Here is a 22,566-nt window from a genome sequence, read left to right as displayed (position 1 = left end):
GAAAGACCCCATGTCCCAGCGCAAGCTCTTCGTCACCACCGCCCTGCCCTACGCCAACGGCAAGTTCCACATCGGCCACATCATGGAGTACATCCAGGCCGACATCTGGGTGCGCCACCAGCGCATGCAGGGCAGCATGGTGCACTTCGTGGGCGCCGACGACGCGCACGGCGCGCCGATCATGATCGCGGCGGAGAAGGCGGGCGTGACGCCGCAGGCCTTCGTGGCGGGCATTGCCGCGGGCCGCAAGGAGTACCTGGACGGCTTCCACATCCGCTTCGACAACTGGCACTCCACGGACAGCCCCGAAAACACGGTGCTGGCGCAGCAGATCTACCGCGACCTCAAGGCCAACGGCCTGATCGCCAGCAAGACCATCGAGCAGTTCTTCGATCCGGAGAAGCAGATGTTCCTGCCGGACCGCTTCATCAAGGGCGAATGTCCGAACTGCCACGCGCAGGACCAGTACGGCGACAACTGCGAGGTGTGCAGCAAGGTCTACTCGCCCACCGACCTGATCAACCCGTATTCCACGCTGTCCGGCGCGAAGCCGGTTCTGAAGACTTCCGAGCATTTCTTCTTCAAGCTGTCGGATCCGCGCTGCATGGAGTTCCTGAAGCAGTGGACGGCCAGCGGCACGGTGCAGCCCGAGGTGCTGAACAAGATCAGCGAATGGCTGGTGCCGGGCGAGGACGGCACCACGGCGCTGGGCGACTGGGACATTAGCCGCGATGCGCCCTACTTCGGCATCGAGATTCCCGACGTGCCGGGCAAGTACTTCTACGTCTGGCTCGACGCGCCGGTGGGCTATCTCGCCTCGCTGAAGAACTACTTCGACAAGGGCGGCGCCAAGGCCGCGGGCGAGAACCGCTCCTTCGAGGAATTCATCGCCGATCCGGCGACGGAGCAGTACCACTTCATCGGCAAGGACATCATCACCTTCCACACGCTGTTCTGGCCGGCGATGCTGTATTTCAGCGGCCGCAAGACGCCCAACGCGATCTTCGTGCACGGCTTCCTCACCGTGAACAACGGCGAGAAGATGAGCAAGAGCCGGGGCACCGGCCTGGACCCGCTCAAGTACCTGTCCCTGGGCATGAACCCCGAGTGGCTGCGCTACTACATCGCTGCCAAGCTCAATGGCCGCAACGAGGACATCGACTTCAACCCCGAGGACTTCGTCGCGCGCGTCAACTCCGACCTGGTGGGCAAGTACGTGAACATCGCCAGCCGCGCGGTGAAGTTCCTGCCGGGCGGCAAGCTCGTGGCGGGCGACATCTCATCGCTGCAGCCGGGGAAGCTGGTCGAGCGGGTGCAGTCGCTCTACGAAAGCCGCGACTACGGCAAGGCGCTGCGCGAAGTGATGGCCTTTGCCGACGAAGTGAACCTGCGCTTCGACGCCGCCGCGCCCTGGAAGCTGGTGAAGGAAGGCAAGGGCGACGAGGCGGCGAAAGCCTGCTCCGAATGCATCGAGGCCTTCAAGGTGCTGACCGCGTGCCTGAAGCCGGTGCTGCCGGAACTGGCGGCGCAGGCCGAGGCCTTTCTGCAGTGCCGGCCGCTGGACTGGAGCCATGCCGCAACGCCGCTGGGCGCCGGCCACCAGGTCGGCGAATACAAGCACCTGATGCAGCGCGTGGACGCCAAGGTGGTCGACTCGCTGTTCGAAGCGCCGGAGCCGGTGGTGGAAAAGGTGGTGCCGGGCGGCGAGGAGATCGCGCCCGCCATCACCATCGACGATTTCGCCAAGATCGACCTGCGCATCGCGAAGATCGTCGAGTGCAAGGCGGTCGAAGGCTCGACCAAGCTGCTGCAGCTGACGCTGGATGCCGGCGAAGGCCGCATGCGCAACGTATTCTCGGGCATTGCCTCGGCCTACAAGCCGGAAGAACTGGTGGGCAAGCTGACCGTGCTGGTCGCCAACCTCGCCCCGCGCAAGATGAAGTTCGGCGTGAGCGAAGGCATGGTGCTGGCCGCCAGCCATGGCGACGAAAAGGCGAATCCCGGCATCTACGTGCTGAACCCGTGGCCGGGCGCCACGCCCGGCATGCGCGTCCGCTAGGGATACCCCGGCGGGCGGCCCGAAGCGGCATTGCTATGCTGCCGAGGTGCTCGAACTCACCGACCTCGCCGACCGCCCCTACGACGTCGACGTCTGGGGCCGGACTTCCGAGCCCGAATGGCGGGTGATCGCGAGCCACACCTTCGCGGTGCTGCTGGAAGCGAGGTTCGGCGGCGCCGACGCCCTGGTGAAGTGCTTCCTGGCCTCCGAACACGAAGAGCGCACCCGCGCGCCTTGCGCCGATCCGGCCGATGCCAGCGACGCCGAGGCCTGGCGCAGTGCCGCAGCCTACGCGGCCCGGGTGGCCGGGCGCCTCCTCGACCCCGTTCCGCCGGCGGATTTCGTCGTGCGGCTGAAGGTAAAACCCCGCTTTGGAAGGACTGGATGAATCGAACGTCCTGGACCCTGGGCGCTGCCGCGCTCCTGCTGGCGGCCCAACCCGCGGTAGTGCAGGCGCAGGCTTCGCAGTGGCGCGCGCTATGGAGCCAGGCCGCCTCGCGCTTCAGCAACGGCATCTACGACGAGGTCACCTTCGACCTCGCGCAGCAGGCGCTGCGCGCAGCCGAACGCGAGACCGGCGCCGAGTCGCTGTCGACCGCAGGGTGCCATTCGCTGATCGCCCAAATCCTGACGGCCCAGGGCCGCCTGGACGAGGCGGCGTCCGCGCATGCGACGGCGGTGGCCCTCTTCGAGAGGGGGCAGGGCCGGTACGGCCCCGACCTCGCAAGCGAACTCGATCGGCTGGCGGTCCTGCTTTACAACCGCGGCAATTACCTGAGCGCGGTGGGAATGTGGGAACGCATGCTGGCCATCCGGGAGAAGATCCTGAGCCCGGACGATCCTTTTCTCGCCACCAGCATGAAAAGTGTGGCCACCGGCCTGGTCATGAAGGGGGATTTCGCCCGCGCCACTTCGCTCCTCCAGCGCGCGGCCTCGATCTACGCCAGGCAGCTCCGTGGCGGCATCGCCGCTCTGGACGAGGCCCGCGTGCAAAGGTTGCTGGTGGCTTCCCTTCGAGGCCAGGGCGCCTTTGCCAGAGCCGAGGCCGCCGGCGTGCGGGCCCTCGAGCTTTTCCAGCAATCGGCGGCGAGCCGGCCGTCCGAAGTGGCCGACACGCGCCGCGAGCTGGAGCAGCTGCGCCAGGCGATGGCGCAGCAAGTCGGCCCCGCCCCCCAGCCGACGCCGCAGGCAGCCGCTCGCGCGCGGCCGGCGCCGGCGGGCCTGGCGCAGGTGCATCCGCGCCTGCTCGCGCCCAAGGGCTACGAGCAGGTGAAGCCGGCCACCCTGTACGCCTTCGGCGTGGACTGGCTGGGCCACGAATCGGGCCGCTGGATCGTCGCGCGCTCGCGCGAACAGGCCACCCAGATCGCCAGGACGGTCTACGCCTTCCACGACCAGTACTACCGGTGCTACTCCGGCGAGTACTGCGCCGGCAATCCGCCGCTGCTGGAGATCGGCTTCGGCTGGATGGCGGTCGCCGTCGCCTACCAGCCGAATTCGCCCGGCGTGCGCGGCACGTATGCCGGCTATGCGGCGGCCACGCGCCAGGAAGCCGTCGACACGGCGCTGGACGTGTACCGCCGCACGCGCGGCGACAAGGTCATCCAGTACATGACCGTGGGCCTGGTCTCCGAGTTCGATTGGCGCCCGGAGCTTGAAAGCGCCGAGCGGCGGCGGCAGGCGGGGGAGACCAACGTGTTCCCTGCCATGAACCGCCTGAACTACCGCACCTGGTGCGTGTGGCTGCACGAGGAACGCCGCCCGATCGAGATCAACACGAACCCCAACGCGGCGAGCGGCGACATCGACCGCGACCCGCGCTGCCGCAACGAATTCCGGCCGGACGAGAAGCTGCCGCCGCCGGCGCTGGTGGTCGGGACCTGACTTTGCCATCGGTTTACACGCCCTCCCTAGAATCGGGACCGCCATGAAGTACCTCCTCGTTCTCGCCGCCGCCTTCGCACTGGGCGGCTGCACCGTGATCACTGTCGCCGGCGCGGCCGTCGGTGTCGCGGCTACCGCGGGTTCGCTGGCCGTCGATGCGGCGGTGGGCACCGCCAAGATCACCGGCAAGGCGGTCGGCATGGCCGCCGACGCCGTGCTGCCTTCGAGCGACAAGTAGCCACCGGCACGGCGCGGGCGTAGACTGCCCGCATGGCCCTCCCGGCGATCCTGCCGCTTTCGCGCCGCAGGCGCTTCATCACCCGGCTGCTGCACTGCGGCCCTCCGGTCGCGCACTGAACGTCTTCGTTCCGTCCGCTACCGGAGATCCATTTGCTTCCAAGATTCGCCTTCCGTCCACGGCTGCTGGACGCCTTGCGCGGCTACGACGGCCGCCGCTTCGCCCACGACTTCGGCGCGGGCCTCACCGTGGGCGTGGTCGCCCTGCCGCTGGCCATGGCCTTCGCCATCGCCTCCGGGCTCAAGCCCGAGGCCGGCCTGTGGACGGCGATCATCGCCGGCGCGCTGGTGTCGCTGCTGGGCGGCTCCAGCGTGCAGATCGGCGGGCCCGCCGGCGCCTTCATCGTCATCGTCTACGGCATCCTGGAGCGCTACGGCCTGGCCAACCTCATGATCGCCACAGCCGGCGCCGGCGTGCTGCTGTTCACGCTGGGCCTGCTGGGGCTGGGACGCCTGGTGCGCTACGTGCCGGTCAGCATCGTCACCGGCTTCACCAACGGCATCGCGGTGCTGATCGCCGTCTCGCAGCTGAAGGACTGGCTGGGGCTGCGGGTGGAACGCATGCCGGCGGACTTCTTCACCCAGCTGAAGACCCTGGCGCTGCATCTCGACACCTTCAATCCCGCGGCTTTCCTGCTCGGCGCGGCCTGCTTCGGCGGCCTGTTCCTGTGGCCGCGGCGCTGGCGCGTGCCGGGCGCGGTGGTGGCGCTGGTCGCGCTTACCGCGCTGGCGTCGCTGCTGCAGCTGCCGGTGGAGACCGTCGGCAGCCGCTTCGGCGACATCCCGCGCGGCCTGCCCGCCTTCGCCCTGCCCGATTTCAGCTGGGAGACCGCCAAGCTGCTGGTGACGCCGACCGTCACCATCGCGCTGCTGGGCGCGATCGAATCGCTGCTGTGCGCCCGCGTGGCCGACCAGCTCTCGAAGCAGCCGCGCCACGATCCCAACCAGGAGCTGATGGCGCAGGGCGTCGCCAATTTCGTGGTGCCCTTCTTCGGCGGCATGCCGGCCACCGGCACCATCGCCCGCACGGTCACCAACATCCGCGCCGGCGCCACCTCGCCGGTGGCCGGCCTGGTCCATGCCGTGACGCTGGCGGCGATCGTGCTTGCGGCTGCACCGCTGGCCCTCCTCGTGCCGCTGTCCGTGCTGGCGGGCATCCTGCTCTTCACCGCCTGGAACATGGGCGAGTGGCGCGCCTTCGCCCACATGCGCCGCTACAGCCTGCACTACCGGGTGTTGATGCTGGGCACCTTCGCCTTGACGGTGGTGTTCGACCTCACCGTGGCCGTGGAGGTGGGACTGGCCACGGCCTGCATCCTCTTCATCCAGAAGATGGGGTCCCTGTTCCGGGTGGAACTGGTGGCGCGGGAAGGCGCGCTGCTGCGCTACCGCCTGTACGGATCGCTGTTCTTCGGCGCCGCCGCCCGCATCGACGAGGTGGTGCAGGCGGTGGAAACCGGCCCCGACCGGCCGGAGGTGGTGCTGGACGCGCTGCAGCTGGTCCACCTGGACACCTCCGGCCTGGACGCCCTGCGCCAGCTGCACCGGGCGGTCACCCTGCGCGACGGCGCCTTGCGCCTGGAAAACCTGCAGGACCAGCCCCGGGAGGTGCTGGAACGGGCCGGCCTGGAGGCCGACCGGTAAAATGCCCCCATGTCCCTGTTCCAACGCATCTTCCGCCGGCCCGATTACCAGTCCGACGTGACCCAGTTTATCGAGCAGATGAAGGCCGACAAGCCGGACCTCGAGGCGCAGCAGCGCGCCGGCCGGTCGATCTGGTGGGACAAGCACCTGGACCGCGAGGCGATTGCCGAGTGGAAGGCCGCCAAGGTGCCGCAGAAGCCCTACGTGTACGGCGACGACCCGCGCCACTCCCGCTAGGGCGCGGCGCTTTCCATGGACAGCAGCAGCGACACCGTCCTGCCCGCCGCGGCGCCGGACGACGAAGTCACCGGCCTGCCCGGGGTCGTCGACCAGGTGGCGCTGGCCCGCCTGTACGGCGAGCCGCTGTTCGCCATGCCGCAGGACCTGTACATCCCGCCGGACGCGCTGGAAGTCTTCCTCGAGGCCTTCGAAGGGCCGCTGGACCTGCTGCTGTACCTGATCCGCAAGCAGAACTTCAACATCCTCGACATCCCGATGGCGGCGGTGACGCGCCAGTACCTGGTGTACGTCGACGAGATCCGCACGCGCAACCTGGAGCTGGCCGCCGAATACCTGCTGATGGCGGCGATGCTGATCGAGATCAAGTCGCGCATGCTGCTGCCGCCCAAGAAGACGGCGGAGGGCGAGGAAGCCGAGGACCCGCGGGCCGAGCTGGTGCGGCGCCTGCTGGAATACGAGCAGATGAAGGCCGCGGCCTTCCACCTCAACGAGATGCCGCAGCTGGGACGCGACGTGCTGCGCGCCCAGGTCTACATCGAGCAGTCGCTGCAGCCGCGCTTTCCCGACGTCGACATCAACGACCTGCAGGAAGCCTGGCGCGACATCCTGCGCCGCGCGAAACTGATCCAGCACCACAAGATCAGCCGCGAGGAGCTGTCGGTGCGCGAGCACATGAGCATGGTCCTGAAGAAGCTGCAGGGCCGCAAGTTCGTCGGCTTCGAGGACCTGTTCGACCCGAGCAAGGGCGTGCCCGTGCTGATCGTCACCTTCATCGCCACCCTGGAACTGGCCAAGGAAACGCTGATCGAGCTGACCCAGGCCGAAGCCTACGCTCCCATCTACGTGCGGCTTGCCTACCAGCCGGCCTGACCCCCAAGCTCCCGCCCCCGGAGGCCCCTTGAACTCTCGCGACTTCGACGTCCTGATCGTCGGCAGCGGCCTCGCCGGCCTGTCCGCCGCCCTGCACCTGGCGCCCACCCACCGCGTGGCGGTGCTCACCAAGCGCGCCATGAGCGACGGCTCCAGCGGCTGGGCCCAGGGCGGCATCGCCGCCGTGATGGACCGCAGCGACAGCTTCGAGTCGCACGTCGACGACACGCTGATTGCCGGCGCCGGTCTCTCGGACCCGGAAGCGACCCGCTTCGTGGTGGAACACGCGCCCGAGAGCGTGGCCTGGCTGCGCGAGCTGGGCGTGCCTTTCTCGCTGGAGGACGGCCACCTGCACCTGACGCGCGAGGGCGGCCACAGCGCGCGCCGCATCGTGCACGTGACGGACGCCACGGGCGCGGCCGTGCAGCAGACGCTGATCCAGAAGGTGCGGCAGACGCCCAACATCACGGTGCTGGAGCACCACATGCTGGTAGACCTGATCACCTCCGCCAAGCAGGGCCTCGCCGGCCCGAACCGCTGCCTGGGCCTGTACGCGCTGGACGAGACCACCGACCGCGTCGAGACCTTCCGCGCGCCGCACACCATCCTGGCCACGGGCGGCGCCGGCAAGGTCTACCTGTACACGACCAACCCCGACACCGCCACCGGCGACGGCATCGCCGTGGCCTGGCGCGCCGGCTGCCGCGTGACGAACATGGAGTTCATCCAGTTCCACCCGACCTGCCTGTACCACCCGCACGTGAAGAACTTCCTGATCACGGAAGCGGTGCGCGGCGAAGGCGGGCGGCTGCTGCTGCCGGACGGCACGCGCTTCATGCCCAACCACGACCCGCGGCTGGAACTGGCGCCGCGCGACGTGGTGGCGCGCGCGATCGACTTCGAGATGAAGAAGCACGGTCTCGACTGCGTGCTGCTGGACATCTCGGACAAGCCGCCCGAGTTCATCAAGGAACACTTCCCCAACATCTACGCGCGCTGCCTCGACCTGGGCATCGACATCACGCGCCAGCCGATCCCTGTCGTGCCCGCCGCGCACTACACCTGCGGCGGCGTCCACACCGACCTGAAGGGCCGCACCGACATCGCGGGCCTGCACGCGATCGGCGAGACCACCTACACCGGCCTGCACGGCGCCAACCGGCTGGCCAGCAATTCGCTGGTGGAGTGCATGGTGTTCGCGCGCTCCGCGGCCACCGACATCGTGGCGACGCCGCAGGCCGCGCCGCCCGGGCTGCCCGCGTGGGACGACAGCCGCGTGACCGACGCCGACGAAACCGTCGTCATCTCGCACAACTGGGACGAGCTGCGCCGCTTCATGTGGGACTACGTCGGCATCGTCCGGACCAACAAGCGCCTGGACCGCGCCGCGCATCGCATCAAGCTGCTGCAAGGCGAGATCCAGGAGTTCTACGGCGCCTTCCACGTCACGCGCGACTTGCTGGAACTGCGCAACCTGGTGACGGTGGCCGACCTGATCGTGCGCTCGGCGCAGTCGCGCCACGAAAGCCGCGGCCTGCACTTCAGCCGCGACTATCCGCAGATGGCGCCGGTGGCGGTGCCGACGACGCTGACGCCGGCCTAGGAGCCTGGGCGGCGGCGCACTTCCATCACGCCTTCCGCGGTCGCCGCGTCGTAGGTTTCCGGCAGCCGGCTCGCCAGCTGCAGCAGCACGTGCGGCGCCCGCCGCTTGAGCCACTGCCGCAGCAGCACGGCCAGGGCGACCAGCACCGCGCCGGTGGCGAGGTAGCCGGAGAGCGCGCATGCCACGCCCACGCCCGCAATCGCCACGCCCACCGGCATCGCGTTCATGCGTCGTACGACGAAGGGATAGGCCAGGGCCGGATTGACGATCACGTGGAAGCGCCCATGCGGCAGCCCCGCGCGGAAGTCGCCGAACGGGATGTATTCGGCGGTCGCATCCTCGGGCGGGTTCAGGGTCGTCATGGCGCCACAGCATAGCGACCGGCTACGGGCGGGCGCCACACTTTCCCAAAATCCCTCTTCGCAAAGCCGCGGCTTTGTGGCAACTTGGGGGCATGCGTTGGCCCGCCCTGCTCCTGTGCGCCTCCGTGCTGGCGGCCCCCGCCGCGCGCGCGATGGAATTCAACGCCGTCGGCGAGACGCTGGTGCTGTCCGGCGCGCTCGATGGCAACGATCTCGTGCGGCTGCGCAACCACATGGCGGGCGCGCACTACAAGCTGGTGCTGCTGCACGAAAGCCCGGGCGGTGACCTCTTCAACGGCTACCAGATCGCCAACTGGGTGCGCTCGGAAGGCCTGTCGACCGCGGTCTCCGGCAAGTGCGAGTCGGCCTGCGGACTGATCTTCCTGGGCGGCGTGGAGCGCTCCTTCAGCGACGGGCGGCCGATCGGCGAGACGATGGTCGGCCTGCATGGCGCCTTCCACTACGAGACGCGCGAACCCTTGCCGGAACTGAGCCCGCGCATGGCCTACGTCATCAAGACCATGACCGCCGGCAAGTACCCCGCCGACCTGCTGCAGCGCACGGTGTACCCCCGCCATCCCGACAACCTCGTCTACGCCTTCCACCCGGCGCGCTTCAAGACGGGCCCGAAGCGCGGCGTGATGGAATGCCTGAAACAGGCCGATGCCGCCTTCAAGTGCGACATGGTGGAAGGCCTCGACGCGCTGGGCATCGGCGTGATCACCAATCCGTCGATCCTGGCGCTGGACGTCGAGACGAAAGCCTTGCTGGCGCGGCTGGGCACGGCGCCGTGAGGCGCTGATCGCCTCAGGCCGCGCCGATGTTCGGCACCAGCGCGCCCGCCGGCTGCCCCGACTTCAACGCCGCGGTGAAGGCCAGCATCCGGTCGATCGGCAGCTTCGCCCGCACGCCGATCGCGGGGTCGACGAACACTTCGTTCGCGCCGGTTTCCAGCACGTGGGCCAGACCCGCGAGGCCGTTCATCGCCATCCACGGGCAATGCGCGCAGCTCTTGCAGGTGGCGCTGTTGCCCGCCGTCGGTGCCTCGATGAACACCTTGCCCGGGTTCAGCGTGCGCAGCTTGTGCATCATGCCGTTGTCGGTCGCGACGATGAACTCCGGCGCGTCCAGTTCCTTCGCCGCCTTGAGGATCCCCGACGTCGAACCCACGGCATCGGCCAGCGCGATCACGTCGGCCGGCGACTCCGGGTGCACCAGCACCTTGGCGCGCGGGTACTGCTTCTTCAGCGCCTCCAGCTCGAAGGCCTTGAACTCGTCGTGCACGATGCACGAGCCGTTCCAGAACACCATGTCCGCACCGGTCTCGCGCTGGATGTAGCTGCCCAGGTGCTTGTCGGGCGCCCACAGCACCTTGTGGCCCTTGTCCTTGAGCGCGCGCACGATGTCCAGCGCGCAGCTGGAGGTGACGAGCCAGTCCGAACGCGCCTTCACCGCGGCGCTGGTGTTGGCGTAGACGACGACCGTGCGATCGGGATGCTGATTGCAGAACGCGTCGAATTCGTCGGCGGGACAGCCCAGGTCGAGCGAGCAGGTCGCATCCAGGTCCGGCATCAGCACGCGCTTTTCCGGCGACAGGATCTTGGCCGTCTCGCCCATGAACTTGACGCCCGACACGACGAGGGTCTGGGCCGCGTGGTCGCGCCCGAAGCGCGCCATCTCCAGCGAATCGCTGACGATGCCGCCGGTTTCCTCGGCCAGGTCCTGCAGGTCCGGGTGCACGTAGTAGTGCGACACCATCACCGCGTTGCGCGCCTTCAGCAGTTCCTTGATGCGCTCCTTCAGCCGCGTGCGCTCCGCCGGCGTCGGCTCGACCGGCACGCGCGCCCAGGTGTGCTTGGTGTCGCACGTGTTCCCGGGCAGCGGGTGCTCGTACTCGACTTCCTTGATGGGGATGACGGCGCTCATAGTTCCTTCAGGCGCATCGAGAAGTCCGTCGCCTTGATGTCTTTGGTGAGGGTGCCGATCGAGATGCGGTCGACGCCGGTCTCGGCCAGGGCGCGCAGCTTTTCCAGCGTGACGCCGCCGGAGATCTCCAGGATCGCGCGGCCCGCGTTGATGCGGACCGCCTCGCGCAGCATCGGCAGGTCCATGTTGTCCAGGAGGACCATGCGGGCGCCGTTGTCCAGCGCCTCCTGCAACTGGTCGAGGCGCTCGACCTCGATCTCGACGAAGGTCGCGCGCGCGGCCACGTCGCGCGCCTGGCGCAGGACCGCGGTGACGCCGCCGGCCGCGGCGATGTGGTTTTCCTTGATCAGCACCGCATCGTAGAGGCCGATGCGGTGGTTGGTGCCGCCGCCGGTCTTCACCGCGTACTTCTGCGCCAGCCGCAGGCCGGGCAGCGTCTTGCGCGTGTCGACGATCTGCGCCCGGGTTCCGCGCACCGCTTCCACGTAGGTGGCGGTCTTGGTCGCGACGGCGCTCAGCAGCTGCAGGAAATTGAGCGCCGTGCGTTCCGCGGTCAGCAGCGAGCGCGCCGCGCCTTCGACCTCCAGCACCACCTGGTCCGCCTGGCAACGCGAGCCTTCGGGCACGAGCCAGCGCACCTTCAGGCCGGGGTCGACCTGGGCAAAGGCAGCCTCGGCCCAGGGCGCGCCGCAGATGACGGCGCTTTCGCGGGCCAGCACGCGCGCCACCGCGCGGCGGGCGGGATCGACGAGGCCGGCGGTCAGGTCGCCGGCGCCCACGTCCTCGGCCAGCGCCCGCGCGGCGTCGGCGCGCGCGAGTTCCGCGATGGCGGCGGGGGAGAAATCAAACACTGCGCTCATAGCCGGAAGCATAGCGGCTCAGCAGACCCGGCGCTGGCGCAGGTGTGAAGATCGCGGCACCATCCTGCCCATGGACCTGGCTCAACTCCACCAATTGCTGGAACCGCTGTTCCCCGGCCTGATGGGCGTGCGCCTCACCGAGGCGACGCCCACGCGCGTGACCGCCACGATGCTGGTGCGCCCCGACCTGTGCACGGCCGGGGGCATCCTGCACGGCGGCGCCCACATGGCCTTTGCCGACACGCTGGGTGCCGTCGGCACCGTGCTGAACCTGCCGCCGGGCAAACGCACGACCACCACCGACTCCAGCACCAAGTTCATCGGCGGCGCGGCGGTGAACACCACCGTCAGCGCCGAATGCGTGGCGCTGCACCGCGGTCGCACGACCATGGTCTGGCAGACGAGCTTGCGCAACGAAGCGGGCAAGCTCTGCTCGGTGGTGACGCAGACGCAGCTGGTGCTGGACTAGAGCCGGCGACTACAGGGGCGAACGCCGGGCGCTGACGGCGCGGATTCCGGCTTCGCCCGACAATGGCGCCATGAATACGAGCTATGCCGAGAAGGAGCCCACCCGTGCCGAAGTGGACGCCCTGGCCGGAGCCACCGTCCTCGAGTTCGGCACCGGATGGTGCGGCTGGTGCCGCGGCGCGCAGCCGCTGATCGCCGGCGCTTTCCAGTCGCATCCGGACGTGCGCCACCTCAAGGTCGAAGATGGACCGGGCCGGCCGCTGGGACGCAGCTACCGCGTCAAGCTGTGGCCGACGATGGTCTTCCTGAAGGATGGGCAGGAAGTGGCCCGGGTCGTGCGGCCCGGGAGCCAGCGGGAAATCGAGGAATCCCTCGAGAAGATCACTGCGTAAGGCGGGTTCGCGACAGCGACCCCACCGGACCAGGCTCAGTTCGCGGCGAAGCAATACAGCAGCCCGCCGCCCCCCGTAGACTTCAGCGCCTCCATCCCGCAGCCGCGCGTCGGATGCGAGGAGTTCCACGACTTCGACGGTTCGTCGTCGCGCAGGCCCTGGCGGTCGTGGTGGCCGACGATCGCCGAGCCCTCGCCGCTCTTTGTCCAGTTGCCGCAGGTGGTGTCCGCCGTGCCGGGCATGGCGCGGCCGTCGGGGCCGGAGCCGGTCAGGATGTCGTGCAGGTTCACCGCGTCGCCGCGGCCCATCACCATCTCGCCCCTTTCGGTCAGCGCCGACTGCTTGGTCAGGCCGTTCGCGCCATGCAGCTCATTCACGTTGCTGGCAATGAGCTGGCCCTTGGCGTTGCTCCACGGCCCGGCGCCGATGCGGTCGCGCGCGTTCACGCCGCCCGCGCCGGTGGTGCTGAGATAGGCACGCCAGGTCTTGCGCCCCTGGCCCACGCCGTCGGCGAGCGTCTGGCAGTAGCGGTCCGCGCCGGCGATGCCGCCGAAGTCCGCGCCCTTGCCGGGATTGGCGCTGGTGACGAAGAAGCCCATGCCGGACATGCCCGGCAGGAAGGTCGAGCAGGCGCCCAGCACGAGCGCGATGCCGGCGAGCGAGAGAACGAGCGGAAGGCGGGCCATGGGGGCTCCTTGTTGTTGGGGCCCCGACACTAGCGCGGCCCAACCGCGCGCAGTTGAGGGAAGATCCTTAGGAACTTTCGGCGGCGGGGCCGCGACCCATCAGTGCCGCGACGGCCTCGGCGGGTTTCAGCCGGCCATCCAGCAAGGCCACCGCGGCGCTCGCGATCGGCATCTCGATGCCCAGGCGGGTGGCACGTTCGACCACGGTGCGTGCGCAGTACACGCCTTCGGCGACGTGGCCCAGCGAGTCCACCGCCTGCTGCAAGGTGCGGCCTTCGGCCAGCAGCAGGCCCACCCGGCGATTGCGGCTCAGGTCGCCGGTGGCCGTCAGCACCAGGTCGCCCAGGCCCGAGAGGCCCATGCTCGTTTCCGCGCGGCCGCCGAGTGCGATCGCCAGCCGCGTCATCTCCGCCAGGCCGCGCGTGATCAGCGCGGCGCGCGCGTTCAGGCCCAAGGCCAGGCCGTCGCACAGGCCGGTGGCAATGGCCAGCACGTTCTTCACGGCGCCGCCCACTTCCACGCCGGCGAGGTCGTCGTTGGCATAAATGCGCATCGAAGGACCGTGGAAAGCCGCCACCAGCGCATCACGCACTTCGGGCGACTCGCTCGCCGCGACCAGGGCGCTCGGCTGCCCGCGCGCCACTTCCTGCGCGAAGCTGGGTCCGCTCAGGGCGCCGCCGGCCAGGCCGGGCGCGACTTCGGCGCGGATCTCGTGGCCCAGCAAGCCGGTGGGTGTTTCGAAGCCCTTGCACAGCCAGGCGACGGGCCGGCCGCATGCGGCGAGATGCGTGAGCAGCTCGCGCAGGCCCGCCATCGGCGAAGCGACGATCACGAGGTGATGGCGCGCCGCCAGCGCGGACAGGCCGCTGGCCGGGCCGGCTTCGACGTGGACGCCGGCAGGCAGGCGGAAGCCTGGCAGGTACTTGCGGTTCTCGCCCGCGGCCGCGATGGCCGCGGCCTGCGCGGCATCGCGCGCCCACAAAGTCACGCGGTGCCGCTCCCCCGCGCTGATGGCCAGCGCCGTGCCCCAGGCGCCGGCCCCGAGCACGAGGATGTCCATGGCTCGCGCCTCAGGCCGTGGTGATGATCGGCGAGGGCTGGCCCTGCTGCAGCTGGGCCTGCTGCTGCTCGTACATGGCCTGGAAGTTGATCTCGGCCAGGTGCACGGGCGGGAAGCCGGCGCGGGTGACCACGTCGGACACGTTGGCGCGCAGGTAGGGGTAGACGATCTGCGGGCAGGCGATGCCCATGATGGCCTGCAGCTGTTCGGCGGGCACGTTGCGGATCTCGAAGATGCCGGCCTGCTTCACTTCGACCAGGAACACCGTCTTGTCCTTGATCTTGGTGGTGACGGTGGCCGACACGGCCACTTCGTACATGCCCTCGGCGGCCTGCTGCGCTTCCACGCCCAGCTGGATGTCCACGGACGGCTGTTCCTGCTCCAGCAGGATGGCGGGCGAATTCGGCTGCTCCAGCGAAGCTTCCTTCATGTAGACGCGCTGGATCTGGAAAACGGGTTCGTTGTTGTCGGCCATGGCGGATGCCTTTCGGTGCGAATCAATAAAAATGCCCGCCGGTATTGCTCCGGGCGGGCGGTGTCTCGGTGCAGCCGGCGATTATCGCTCGCCGGCTGGAGCCGCCTGTCCGGCGGCGTGGCTCAGGCGGCCTGGCCGTTGAGCAGCGGCACCAGACCGCCGCGGCCGTCCAGGGCGATCAGGTCGTCGCAGCCGCCGACGTGGGTGTCGCCGATGAAGATCTGCGGCACCGTGCGGCGGCCCGTGATTTCCATCATCTTCATGCGCTCATCCGGCTCCATGTCGATGCGGACTTCCTCGATGGTGGCGACCCCCTTGGCCTTGAGGATCTGCTTGGCGCGGATGCAATAAGGGCAAACCGCGGTGGTGTACATCTTGACGTGCTGCATGTGCGTTAGATGGGGGTGTTTCAGGCTTTTTCCAGGGGCAGGTTAGCCTCTTTCCAGGCGCTCATGCCGCCGCCGAGCACGACGGCCTTGTCGTAGCCCAGGGTTTTGGCGATGCCCAGGGCGCGCTGCGCGCGGCCGCCGGTCTGGCACACCAGCACCAGCGGCACGGTCTTGTTCTTCACCACCTCGGGCAGGCGCTGCTCCAGCTGGTTCAGCGGGATGTTGCGGGCGCCGGCGACGTGGCCGGCGGCAAACTCCTCGCTCTCGCAGACGTCGACCACCACCGCCTTCTCGCGGTTGATCAGCTGCACGGCACCATTGGGCGACAGGCCGCCGCGCGCGCCCTTGGCGATGGCGGGCCACATCAGCAGGCCGCCGGAAACCACGGCAATCAGCACCAGCGACCAGTTGTGCATCAAGAACGGCAACAGATTCATTCCAAGCTTTCTTTCTGGGCCCGCGAGGCTGCGGGCAACCCGCAATTCTAGAATGCCGGGTTTCCCCTCACCTTTCGTCCTGCCATGCACAAGCTCGTCCTGATCCGCCACGGCGAATCGACCTGGAACCTGGAAAACCGTTTCACCGGCTGGACCGACGTCGACCTGACGCCCACCGGGCTGGCGCAGGCGATCCAGTCCGGCAAGCTGCTGAAGGCCGAAGGCTGGGACTTCGACCTCTGCTACACCAGCGTGCTGAAGCGCGCCACCCGCACCCTGTGGCACGTGCTGGACGAGATGGACCGCACCTGGCTGCCGGTGGTGCATTCGTGGCGCCTGAACGAGCGCCACTATGGTGCGCTGCAGGGCCTGAACAAGGCCGAGACCGCCAAGAAGTACGGCGACGACCAGGTGCTGGTCTGGCGCCGCAGCTACGACACCCCGCCGCCGGCGCTGGATCCGAACGATCCGCGCAGCGAGCGCGGCGACATCCGCTACGCGAAGCTGAAGCCGGGCGAGGTCCCGCTGACCGAATGCCTGAAGGACACGGTGGCCCGCGTGCTCCCGTTCTGGAACGAGTCCATGGCGCCCGCGATCAAGGCGGGCAAGCGCGTGCTGGTGGCGGCGCACGGCAATTCGATCCGGGCGCTGGTCAAGTACCTGGACGACGTGTCCGACCAGGACATCGTCGGCCTCAACATCCCCAACGGCATCCCGCTGGTCTACGAACTCGACGCCAACCTGAAGCCGATTCGCCACTACTACCTGGGCGACGCAGAAGCGGCGGCCAAGGCGGCTGCGGCGGTCGCCAACCAGGGCCGCGCTTAACCGAGGCTTTACGTAGGACAGTTCCTGCGTAAATCCTCGTTTTTTTCACATGCCGCAAGCACGGGCGGGGGAACCCCACTCGGGTAAAGACGTCTGATTACCTTCTCAGGTGTATATTGAAGACGAGAGGACCCTGGACCCCCCCCATGAGCCACAAACTGAAGATTGCCGGCTGGATTTCCGTAGGCGCGATTGCCGGAGCGCTTACCACCGTGTCGCTGCAGACCGTCGCGCGCGGCTCCCTGGCTCCGCTTCCGCTGGAAGAACTGCAGCAGCTCGCCGCCGTCTTCAGCATGGTCAAGACCGACTACGTGGAGCCGGTCGACGAGAAGAAGCTGATCACCGACGCCATCTCCGGCATGGTCGCCAGCCTCGACCCCCACTCGCAATACTTCGACAAGAAGTCCTTCAAGGAATTCCGCGAAGGCACGTCGGGCCGCTTCGTCGGCGTCGGCATCGAGATCTCGCAGGAAGACGGCCTGGTCAAGGTCGTGTCCCCGATCGAGGGCTCGCCCGCCTTCCGCGCCGGCCTGAAGACCGGCGACCTGATCACCAAGATCGACGACACCGCGGTCAAGGGCCTGAGCCTGTCCGACGCCGTCAAGCGCATGCGCGGCGAGCCGAACACCAAGGTCTCGCTCACGATCTACCGCAAGGACGAGAACCGCACCTTCCCGGTGACGATCACCCGCGAGGAAATCAAGACCGTGTCGGTCAAGGGCAAGGTCATCGAGCCGGGCTACGGCTGGATCCGCCTGTCGCAGTTCCAGGAGCGCACCGTCGACGACTTCGCGCGCAAGGTGCAGGAGCTGTACAAGGCCGAGCCGAACATGAAGGGCCTGGTGCTGGACCTGCGCAACGACCCGGGCGGCCTGCTGGATGCGGCCGTCGCGATCTCCGCGGCCTTCCTGCCGGAGAACGTCAGCGTGGTGTCCACCAACGGCCAGCTGCCGGAAAGCAAGTTCACGTACAAGGCCGCGCCGGAGTTCTACCAGCGCCGCGCCGGCGCCGATCCGCTGCGCAACCTGCCGGCGCAGCTGAAGACCGTGCCGCTGATCGTGCTGGTGAACGAAGGCTCCGCCTCGGCTTCCGAGATCGTGGCCGGCGCCCTGCAGGACCACCACCGCGCCACCATCCTGGGCAGCCAGACCTTCGGCAAGGGCTCCGTGCAGACGGTGCGCCCGCTGGGTCCGGACACCGGACTGAAGCTGACCACGGCGCGCTACTACACGCCGAGCGGCCGTTCCATCCAGGCCAAGGGCATCGTGCCCGACGTCATGGTGGACGAAACCGAAGAGGGCAACCTGTTCGCCGCGCTGCGCACCCGCGAAGCCGACCTCGACAAGCACCTGCAAAGCGGCCAGGGCGCCGAAGTGAAGGATGCGGCGCGCGAGAAGGCCCGTGAGGATGCGCGCAAGCGTGCCGAGGAAGAAGCCAAGAAGGGCCCGAACGACCGCAAGCTGCCGCCCGAATTCGGCAGCGACAAGGACTTCCAGCTGGTGCAAGCCCTGAACCAGTTCAAGGGCCGCCCGGTGGCCGTCTCCAAGACGCAGGTCGTGGAGAACAAGCTGGAGAAGAAGGAGAACTGACACCGGACGCGGCGCGCAGCGCCGCCCCCGACGTCATCCCCGCGCAGGCGGGGACCCAGGAAAGCGGCCCGCGGGCCGCTTTTTTTTTGGCGTCCGGGGTGCGTCGCGGCGGGCGGTGCGCGGTGCAGGCCCGCTGGGGCGTCGGTCGGCGGCTTCGCGCGCCGACTCCCCTGAAAGGCCGGTCCCGCCGGCGTCGCGAGGCACAACTCGTTGAGTTCCTGTCCGCTGCGCGGCCAGGAACTCCACTCAAACAGGTGCCTCGTCAGCATGAAACATACGCGCGGCTCGATGCGCGCTGGCGCGCTCTCGTAGCCGCGCTCCGCCGGCGGGACCGGCCTTTCAGGCGACTGCCCCTTGATGCGGGCCCGCACCGCGCACCGCCCGCCGCGACGTTGGGCAGTTGGCCGTATCCCTGCACTTTGGGCGCCCCGGATTCCCGCCTTCGCGGGAATGACATCGGGGGCTATCGCACAATCCACGCATGACCGACGAGCAACTGCTTCGCTACTCCCGCCACCTGCTGCTGGACGAGATCGGCGTCGAGGGCCAGCAGAAGCTGCTGGAGGCCCATGCGCTCGTGATCGGCGCCGGCGGCCTCGGCTCGCCCGTGGTGCTCTATCTCGGCACCGCGGGCGTGGGCCGCATCACGCTCGTCGACAACGATGCGGTGGACCTCACCAACCTGCAGCGCCAGATCGCGCACACGCAGGACCGCATCGGCCATCCGAAGGCGGAGTCGGCGCGCGCGGCGATTGCCGCGATCAATCCCGACGTGGTGGTGAAGCCCCTGGTGCTGCGCGCCGATGCACAGGAACTCGATGAACTGGTGCAAGGCACGGACGTCGTCATCGACTGCAGCGACAACTTCAAGACGCGGCAGGCGATCAACAAGGCCTGCTTCCGCCACGGCAAGCCGCTGGTGGCCGGCGCGGCGATCCGCTTCGACGGGCAGATCAGCGTCTACGACCCGCGCGATGCAAAGAGCCCGTGCTACGCCTGCGTGTTCCCGCCGGACCAGGCGCTGGAGGAGGAACGCTGCGCCACCATGGGCGTGTTCGCGCCGCTGGTGGGCATCATCGGCGCGATGCAGGCTTCGGAAGCCCTGCGCCTGCTTGTGGGAGTGGGATCTTCGCTGGCGGGCCGCCTGCAGATGCTGGACGGCCGCAGCATGGAATGGAACGAACTGAAGGTGCCGCGCAATGCGGCGTGTCCCGTGTGCCGGGACCGCCCTGCGGCGCCTATTCGGCCAGCTGCAGCAGGCTGACGATCATCGCGTCGGGGGGCACCATCTGCACTTCGGCCGAAGCCGGCTGACCCAGGGCGACAAGCGCGGCGGCGAGCAGCGTGCCGAAGAAGACCATCGAGGACTGGACGAACAACTTCATGATGCGGCGAGTTTGCCGCAGTGCATCACGGGCTCCAGTCGGCTTGCGGCCGGGCTGGCTGTAGTCAGCGACCTACATTCCGCACCGTAGGACACTTCCTACCCCCGGCCCCGGGGGCCGCTGGCACAATGGCCCGCGCCAGAGGGAAGAGCGGCACTGCCGGTGCAACTGAGAACCTACATCGTCGAAGACAACGCGACCATCCGCGAGAACCTGATCGGGACCCTCGAGGAGCTCGCGTCGGTGCAATCGCTGGGCTGGTCGGAAACCGAGCGCGATGCGCGCGAGTGGCTCGCGCACCATGGCGATCGCTGGGACCTGGCCATCGTCGACCTGTTCCTCAAGCAAGGCAGCGGGCTGGGGGTGCTGGAAGCTTGCAGCCGGCGCGGCCGAAGCCAGCGCGTGGTGGTGCTCAGCAACTATGCGACGGCCGACATGCGCGAGCGCTGCGCGCAGCTCGGCGCGGATGCCGTCTTCGACAAGTCCAACGAGATCGAACTGCTGGTCGACTACTGCCTGGCCCTGGGCGAGCCGAGGCGGTAGATCAGTCGATCAGCTTGTTCTTCAGCGCGTAGTACGTGAGGTCGCTGTTGGAGGAGAGGTTCATCTTCTCCATCAGGCGCGTGCGGTACGTGCTCACCGTCTTCACCGACAGGGACAGCGCCTTCGCGATGTCGCCGGCGGTCTCGCCCTTGGCCAGTTTCAGGAAGACCTGGAACTCACGCTCGGACAGCTGCTCGTGCGGCGCGCCGCCTTCCTTGCGGTTCAGTTGCTGCGCCAGCAGTTCGGCGACGGCCGGGGAGATGTAGCGGCGGCCCAGCGCGATGGTGCGGATCGCGTTGACGATCTCCATCGGCTCGCATTCCTTGTTCAGGTACCCGCTCGCGCCCTGGCGAATCAGGTTCATCGCGTAGTGCTCTTCCGGATAGCCCGACAGGATGAGGATGCCGACATCCGGCGCCTTCGCGCGGATCATGCCCAGCGCGTCGATGCCGCTCTGGCCGGGCATGGACAGGTCCATCACCAGGACGTCCATCTCGGTGACGCGCACGAGGTCGATGGCCTCGCGTCCGCTCGCTGCTTCCCCAACGACCCGCAGGTCGACTTGCTCGCTGAAAAACTGTTTGAGGCCCGACCGCACGATTGCGTGGTCATCAACAATGCCGACTTTGATCATGCTTCACCTTCTACGTCAAGCTGTGTTTCATTGTGCCCCACTTCAGGATCGAAATGGCCTACCCTTGAGTCATGACGTGCGCGGATTTTATTCACAAGGTTGAGGTTTTAGGGTGAAACTGCCGGCATCTTTCGCATTACCGCGCGCTGCTGTCGGGCTGATCCTCGCGCTGCTGGCCGCTGCGGTGCTCATCGGCATCAATGAAACCGGATATGTCCAGTCGACCGACGCCCTGTATAGGATCGACGAATACACCCGCACCCGCAACGCCGTCAATCGCCTGCTGCAGCACGTCCTGGACGCCGAGACCGGCACCCGCGGCTACCTGCTGACCGGCGACCCGCGCTACCTGGAGCCCTATAACGCGGCCGTGGCCGAGATCAGCCAGAACCTGGACAACCTGCGCAACGACTACGCGCCGGGCAGCCCGGAGTCGGCGACGCTGGCCCAGCTTACCCGCAACGTCCAGCGCAAGCTGGCCGAGCTGGACATGTCATTGCGCCTGCGCAAGCAGGGCAACGAGGACGCCTGGAAGTTCGTGCTCAACACCGACATCGGCAAGGAGCACATGGACGCCATCCGCGAGCAGGCGGCCCGGCTGATCCAGGGCGCCACGGCCGGCATGGAGGCCTCGCAGCGCCAGGTGGAGAAGTCGCTGCGGCTGGCGCGCATCGGCATCGCCCTCGTGGCCGCCGCCGCCCTGCTCGCCTTCTATCTCTACTTGCGGCAGAGCACGCGGCTGAAACTCAAGGACGAGCAGCAGCAGGCCGCGCTGCAGCAGGAGCGCGACCAGCTCGAGCGCCAGGTGCGGGAGCGCACCGCGTCGCTCGCGCAGCTGGCAACGCACCTGCAGGTGGTGCGCGAGGAAGAGCGCGGCCACCTGGCGCGGGAGCTGCACGACGAACTGGGCGCGCTGCTCACCGCGGCCAAGCTGGACGTGGCCCGCCTGAAGTCGAAGCTGGGGGAGCAATCACCGGAGGTGGTGACGCGCCTGCAGCATCTGGTCGAAACGCTGAACAGCGGCATCGCCCTGAAGCGCCGCATCATCGAAGACCTGCGGCCCTCCTCGCTGGCCAACCTGGGGCTGACGGCGGCGCTGGAGATCCTGGCGCGCGAGTTCTCGGAGCGCTCCGGCATCGAGATCGCGGCCAGCCTCGAATCGGTCGAGCTCGACGAAGCCAGCCAGCTCACCGTCTACCGGCTGGTGCAGGAGTCCCTCACCAACGTCGGCAAGTACGCCGAGGCCCGGCAGGTCGACATCAGTCTTCACAACTACAGCAACCACATCGAGGTGGCGATCAAGGACGACGGCCGCGGCTTCGATGCGCAGGCGCAGCGCCCCTCGACGCACGGCATCGCCGGCATGCGCCACCGGGTGGAGGCGGCCGGCGGCAAGCTCACCGTGGCGTCACGGCCGGGCAGCGGCACGCGTGTCCACGCCGTGTTGCCGAAGGTTGCCGCCGCCCAGCCCGCCTGACACCCGCGCGGCTGTCGGCATCCTCCTACATCCGGTCAGGCCGGGAACCGATCTTTAGCCCAGCGGGAATGCCTAAGCTTGACCCGGTTGCATGCCCCTGCCCGGGCTTCTATCCCCACCAAGAGAGGACTCGCTGAAATGACCATCGAAACTTCGAACCAGACGCTCGAAAACACCCGCCGCCTTGCCAGCGAAGCGCTGGAGCGCGCCAGCCACACCGTGCGCGAGATGCGTTCGAGCGCGCAGGACGCTGCCAGCCGCGGCATGAGCGCCGTGTCGGATCGCGCCGCCGCCGCCCGCGGCTACGTCAGCGAGTACGCCCGCACCGGCGGCCGCTACGTCGCCGACAACCCGCTGAAGTCCGCGCTGATCGCCGCCGCCGTCGGCGCCGCCGTCGCCGGCCTGGTGCTGGCCATGCGCCATCGCCGCGAGATGAACGACAAGTACTTCTGAGAACA

General features: G+C 68.4%; 27 protein-coding genes. 17 read left to right on the top strand and 10 right to left on the bottom strand.

All coding sequences use genetic code 11. The annotated features are described in order from the left end of the window. The first annotated feature begins 10 nt into the window (after window positions 1-10). From metG to nadB, 8 genes are all read left to right on the top strand, one after another. The gene (gene metG, locus LZ009_RS04900) at window positions 11-2,059 is read left to right on the top strand and encodes a methionine--tRNA ligase (RefSeq protein WP_275696747.1); all 2,049 of its coding nucleotides are present in this window, start codon (window positions 11-13) and stop codon (window positions 2,057-2,059) included. 46 nt (window positions 2,060-2,105) lie between these two features. Then, entirely contained in the window at window positions 2,106-2,447 is a 342-nt protein-coding gene (locus LZ009_RS04895) for a hypothetical protein (RefSeq protein ID WP_275696746.1), read from the top strand. After that, window positions 2,444-3,943: a tetratricopeptide repeat protein gene (locus LZ009_RS04890; RefSeq protein ID WP_275696745.1), complete on the top strand. Its 1,500-nt coding sequence runs from the start codon at window positions 2,444-2,446 to the stop codon at window positions 3,941-3,943. Before LZ009_RS04895 ends, LZ009_RS04890 begins: the two co-directional genes overlap by 4 nt. 43 nt (window positions 3,944-3,986) lie before the next feature. After that, on the top strand, window positions 3,987-4,181 hold the full coding sequence (locus tag LZ009_RS04885) for a hypothetical protein (protein ID WP_275696744.1): 195 nt from the start codon (window positions 3,987-3,989) through the stop codon (window positions 4,179-4,181). 146 nt (window positions 4,182-4,327) lie between these two features. Next, on the top strand, window positions 4,328-5,884 hold the full coding sequence (locus LZ009_RS04880) for a SulP family inorganic anion transporter (protein WP_430300199.1): 1,557 nt from the start codon (window positions 4,328-4,330) through the stop codon (window positions 5,882-5,884). Between the two features lie 9 nt (window positions 5,885-5,893). Next, window positions 5,894-6,121, top strand: coding sequence for a DUF3460 family protein (locus LZ009_RS04875; RefSeq protein WP_275696742.1), 228 nt, complete (start codon window positions 5,894-5,896; stop codon window positions 6,119-6,121). Window positions 6,122-6,136: 15 nt separating this feature from the next. After that, window positions 6,137-6,994 (top strand): segregation and condensation protein A, encoded by an 858-nt coding sequence (locus LZ009_RS04870; protein WP_275696741.1) that lies wholly within the window; start codon window positions 6,137-6,139, stop codon window positions 6,992-6,994. A gap of 28 nt (window positions 6,995-7,022) precedes the next feature. After that, window positions 7,023-8,597 carry an L-aspartate oxidase gene (gene nadB / locus LZ009_RS04865; RefSeq protein WP_275696740.1) on the top strand — a complete coding sequence of 525 codons (1,575 nt, stop codon included), beginning with the start codon at window positions 7,023-7,025 and terminating at the stop codon, window positions 8,595-8,597. Here nadB and LZ009_RS04860 read toward each other — a convergent pair. Further along, window positions 8,594-8,959: a hypothetical protein gene (locus LZ009_RS04860; protein WP_275696739.1), complete on the bottom strand. Its 366-nt coding sequence runs from the start codon at window positions 8,957-8,959 to the stop codon at window positions 8,594-8,596. The genes nadB and LZ009_RS04860 overlap by 4 nt on opposite strands. A gap of 92 nt (window positions 8,960-9,051) precedes the next feature. Here LZ009_RS04860 and LZ009_RS04855 point away from each other — a divergent pair, with 92 nt between their 5' ends. Then, the gene (locus LZ009_RS04855) at window positions 9,052-9,753 is read left to right on the top strand and encodes a hypothetical protein (protein WP_275696738.1); all 702 of its coding nucleotides are present in this window, start codon (window positions 9,052-9,054) and stop codon (window positions 9,751-9,753) included. Window positions 9,754-9,766: 13 nt separating this feature from the next. Here LZ009_RS04855 and nadA read toward each other — a convergent pair whose 3' ends face one another. Together nadA and nadC are read right to left on the bottom strand one after the other, a co-directional pair. After that, window positions 9,767-10,885 (bottom strand): quinolinate synthase NadA, encoded by a 1,119-nt coding sequence (nadA, locus tag LZ009_RS04850; RefSeq protein ID WP_275696737.1) that lies wholly within the window; start codon window positions 10,883-10,885, stop codon window positions 9,767-9,769. Then, complete coding sequence (gene nadC, locus LZ009_RS04845; RefSeq protein ID WP_275696736.1) at window positions 10,882-11,745, bottom strand: carboxylating nicotinate-nucleotide diphosphorylase; 864 nt, start codon at window positions 11,743-11,745, stop codon at window positions 10,882-10,884. Before nadC ends, nadA begins: the two co-directional genes overlap by 4 nt. A gap of 70 nt (window positions 11,746-11,815) precedes the next feature. On the opposite strand from nadC, the gene LZ009_RS04840 reads away from it, so the two are divergent. Beyond that, window positions 11,816-12,214, top strand: coding sequence for a PaaI family thioesterase (locus LZ009_RS04840; protein ID WP_275696735.1), 399 nt, complete (start codon window positions 11,816-11,818; stop codon window positions 12,212-12,214). A 70-nt stretch (window positions 12,215-12,284) separates the two neighbouring features. Further along, entirely contained in the window at window positions 12,285-12,605 is a 321-nt protein-coding gene (locus LZ009_RS04835) for a thioredoxin family protein (RefSeq protein ID WP_275696734.1), read from the top strand. A gap of 35 nt (window positions 12,606-12,640) precedes the next feature. On the opposite strand, the gene LZ009_RS04830 is transcribed toward LZ009_RS04835, so the two are convergent. The 5 genes from LZ009_RS04830 to LZ009_RS04810 form a co-directional block, all read right to left on the bottom strand. Further along, the gene (locus LZ009_RS04830) at window positions 12,641-13,291 is read right to left on the bottom strand and encodes a hypothetical protein (protein ID WP_275696733.1); all 651 of its coding nucleotides are present in this window, start codon (window positions 13,289-13,291) and stop codon (window positions 12,641-12,643) included. 67 nt (window positions 13,292-13,358) lie between these two features. Beyond that, complete coding sequence (locus LZ009_RS04825) at window positions 13,359-14,351, bottom strand: NAD(P)H-dependent glycerol-3-phosphate dehydrogenase (RefSeq protein ID WP_275696732.1); 993 nt, start codon at window positions 14,349-14,351, stop codon at window positions 13,359-13,361. 10 nt (window positions 14,352-14,361) lie between these two features. Further along, complete coding sequence (gene secB / locus LZ009_RS04820) at window positions 14,362-14,826, bottom strand: protein-export chaperone SecB (RefSeq protein WP_275696731.1); 465 nt, start codon at window positions 14,824-14,826, stop codon at window positions 14,362-14,364. Window positions 14,827-14,948: 122 nt separating this feature from the next. Further along, window positions 14,949-15,215 (bottom strand): glutaredoxin 3, encoded by a 267-nt coding sequence (gene grxC, locus LZ009_RS04815; protein WP_275696730.1) that lies wholly within the window; start codon window positions 15,213-15,215, stop codon window positions 14,949-14,951. Between the two features lie 20 nt (window positions 15,216-15,235). Beyond that, entirely contained in the window at window positions 15,236-15,643 is a 408-nt protein-coding gene (locus LZ009_RS04810) for a rhodanese-like domain-containing protein (protein WP_275697116.1), read from the bottom strand. Between the two features lie 93 nt (window positions 15,644-15,736). Between LZ009_RS04810 and gpmA the strand changes: the two genes are divergently transcribed. The 3 genes from gpmA to LZ009_RS04795 all read left to right on the top strand — a co-directional run bounded on the left by gpmA (window position 15,737) and on the right by LZ009_RS04795 (window position 19,333). After that, entirely contained in the window at window positions 15,737-16,480 is a 744-nt protein-coding gene (gene gpmA / locus LZ009_RS04805) for a 2,3-diphosphoglycerate-dependent phosphoglycerate mutase (protein WP_275696729.1), read from the top strand. A 146-nt stretch (window positions 16,481-16,626) separates the two neighbouring features. Then, window positions 16,627-18,069: a S41 family peptidase gene (locus LZ009_RS04800; protein WP_275696728.1), complete on the top strand. Its 1,443-nt coding sequence runs from the start codon at window positions 16,627-16,629 to the stop codon at window positions 18,067-18,069. A 481-nt stretch (window positions 18,070-18,550) separates the two neighbouring features. After that, a complete protein-coding gene (locus LZ009_RS04795; protein WP_275696727.1) occupies window positions 18,551-19,333 on the top strand; it encodes a HesA/MoeB/ThiF family protein in 783 nt (260 codons plus the stop codon). Here the strand turns inward: LZ009_RS04795 and LZ009_RS04790 are convergent. Beyond that, a complete protein-coding gene (locus LZ009_RS04790) occupies window positions 19,308-19,454 on the bottom strand; it encodes a hypothetical protein (protein ID WP_275696726.1) in 147 nt (48 codons plus the stop codon). The genes LZ009_RS04795 and LZ009_RS04790 overlap by 26 nt on opposite strands. Before the next feature lie 162 nt (window positions 19,455-19,616). Between LZ009_RS04790 and LZ009_RS04785 the strand changes: the two genes are divergently transcribed. Continuing rightward, window positions 19,617-19,997 carry a response regulator gene (locus LZ009_RS04785; protein WP_275696725.1) on the top strand — a complete coding sequence of 127 codons (381 nt, stop codon included), beginning with the start codon at window positions 19,617-19,619 and terminating at the stop codon, window positions 19,995-19,997. 1 nt (window position 19,998) lies between these two features. Here the strand turns inward: LZ009_RS04785 and LZ009_RS04780 are convergent, their stop codons facing one another. Then, the gene (locus LZ009_RS04780; RefSeq protein WP_275696724.1) at window positions 19,999-20,631 is read right to left on the bottom strand and encodes a response regulator; all 633 of its coding nucleotides are present in this window, start codon (window positions 20,629-20,631) and stop codon (window positions 19,999-20,001) included. A gap of 112 nt (window positions 20,632-20,743) precedes the next feature. Between LZ009_RS04780 and LZ009_RS04775 the strand changes: the two genes are divergently transcribed. Then, the gene (locus LZ009_RS04775; RefSeq protein WP_275696723.1) at window positions 20,744-22,108 is read left to right on the top strand and encodes a CHASE3 domain-containing protein; all 1,365 of its coding nucleotides are present in this window, start codon (window positions 20,744-20,746) and stop codon (window positions 22,106-22,108) included. Window positions 22,109-22,246: 138 nt separating this feature from the next. Continuing rightward, window positions 22,247-22,561 carry a glycine zipper domain-containing protein gene (locus tag LZ009_RS04770; RefSeq protein WP_275696722.1) on the top strand — a complete coding sequence of 105 codons (315 nt, stop codon included), beginning with the start codon at window positions 22,247-22,249 and terminating at the stop codon, window positions 22,559-22,561. Window positions 22,562-22,566: the final 5 nt, after the last annotated feature.

It is taken from the genome of Ramlibacter paludis, from assembly GCF_022012305.1.
In the GTDB taxonomy this organism is placed as follows: Bacteria; Pseudomonadota; Gammaproteobacteria; order Burkholderiales; family Burkholderiaceae_C; genus Ramlibacter; species Ramlibacter paludis.
This window is presented reverse-complemented; position numbering and strand designations above follow the sequence as displayed.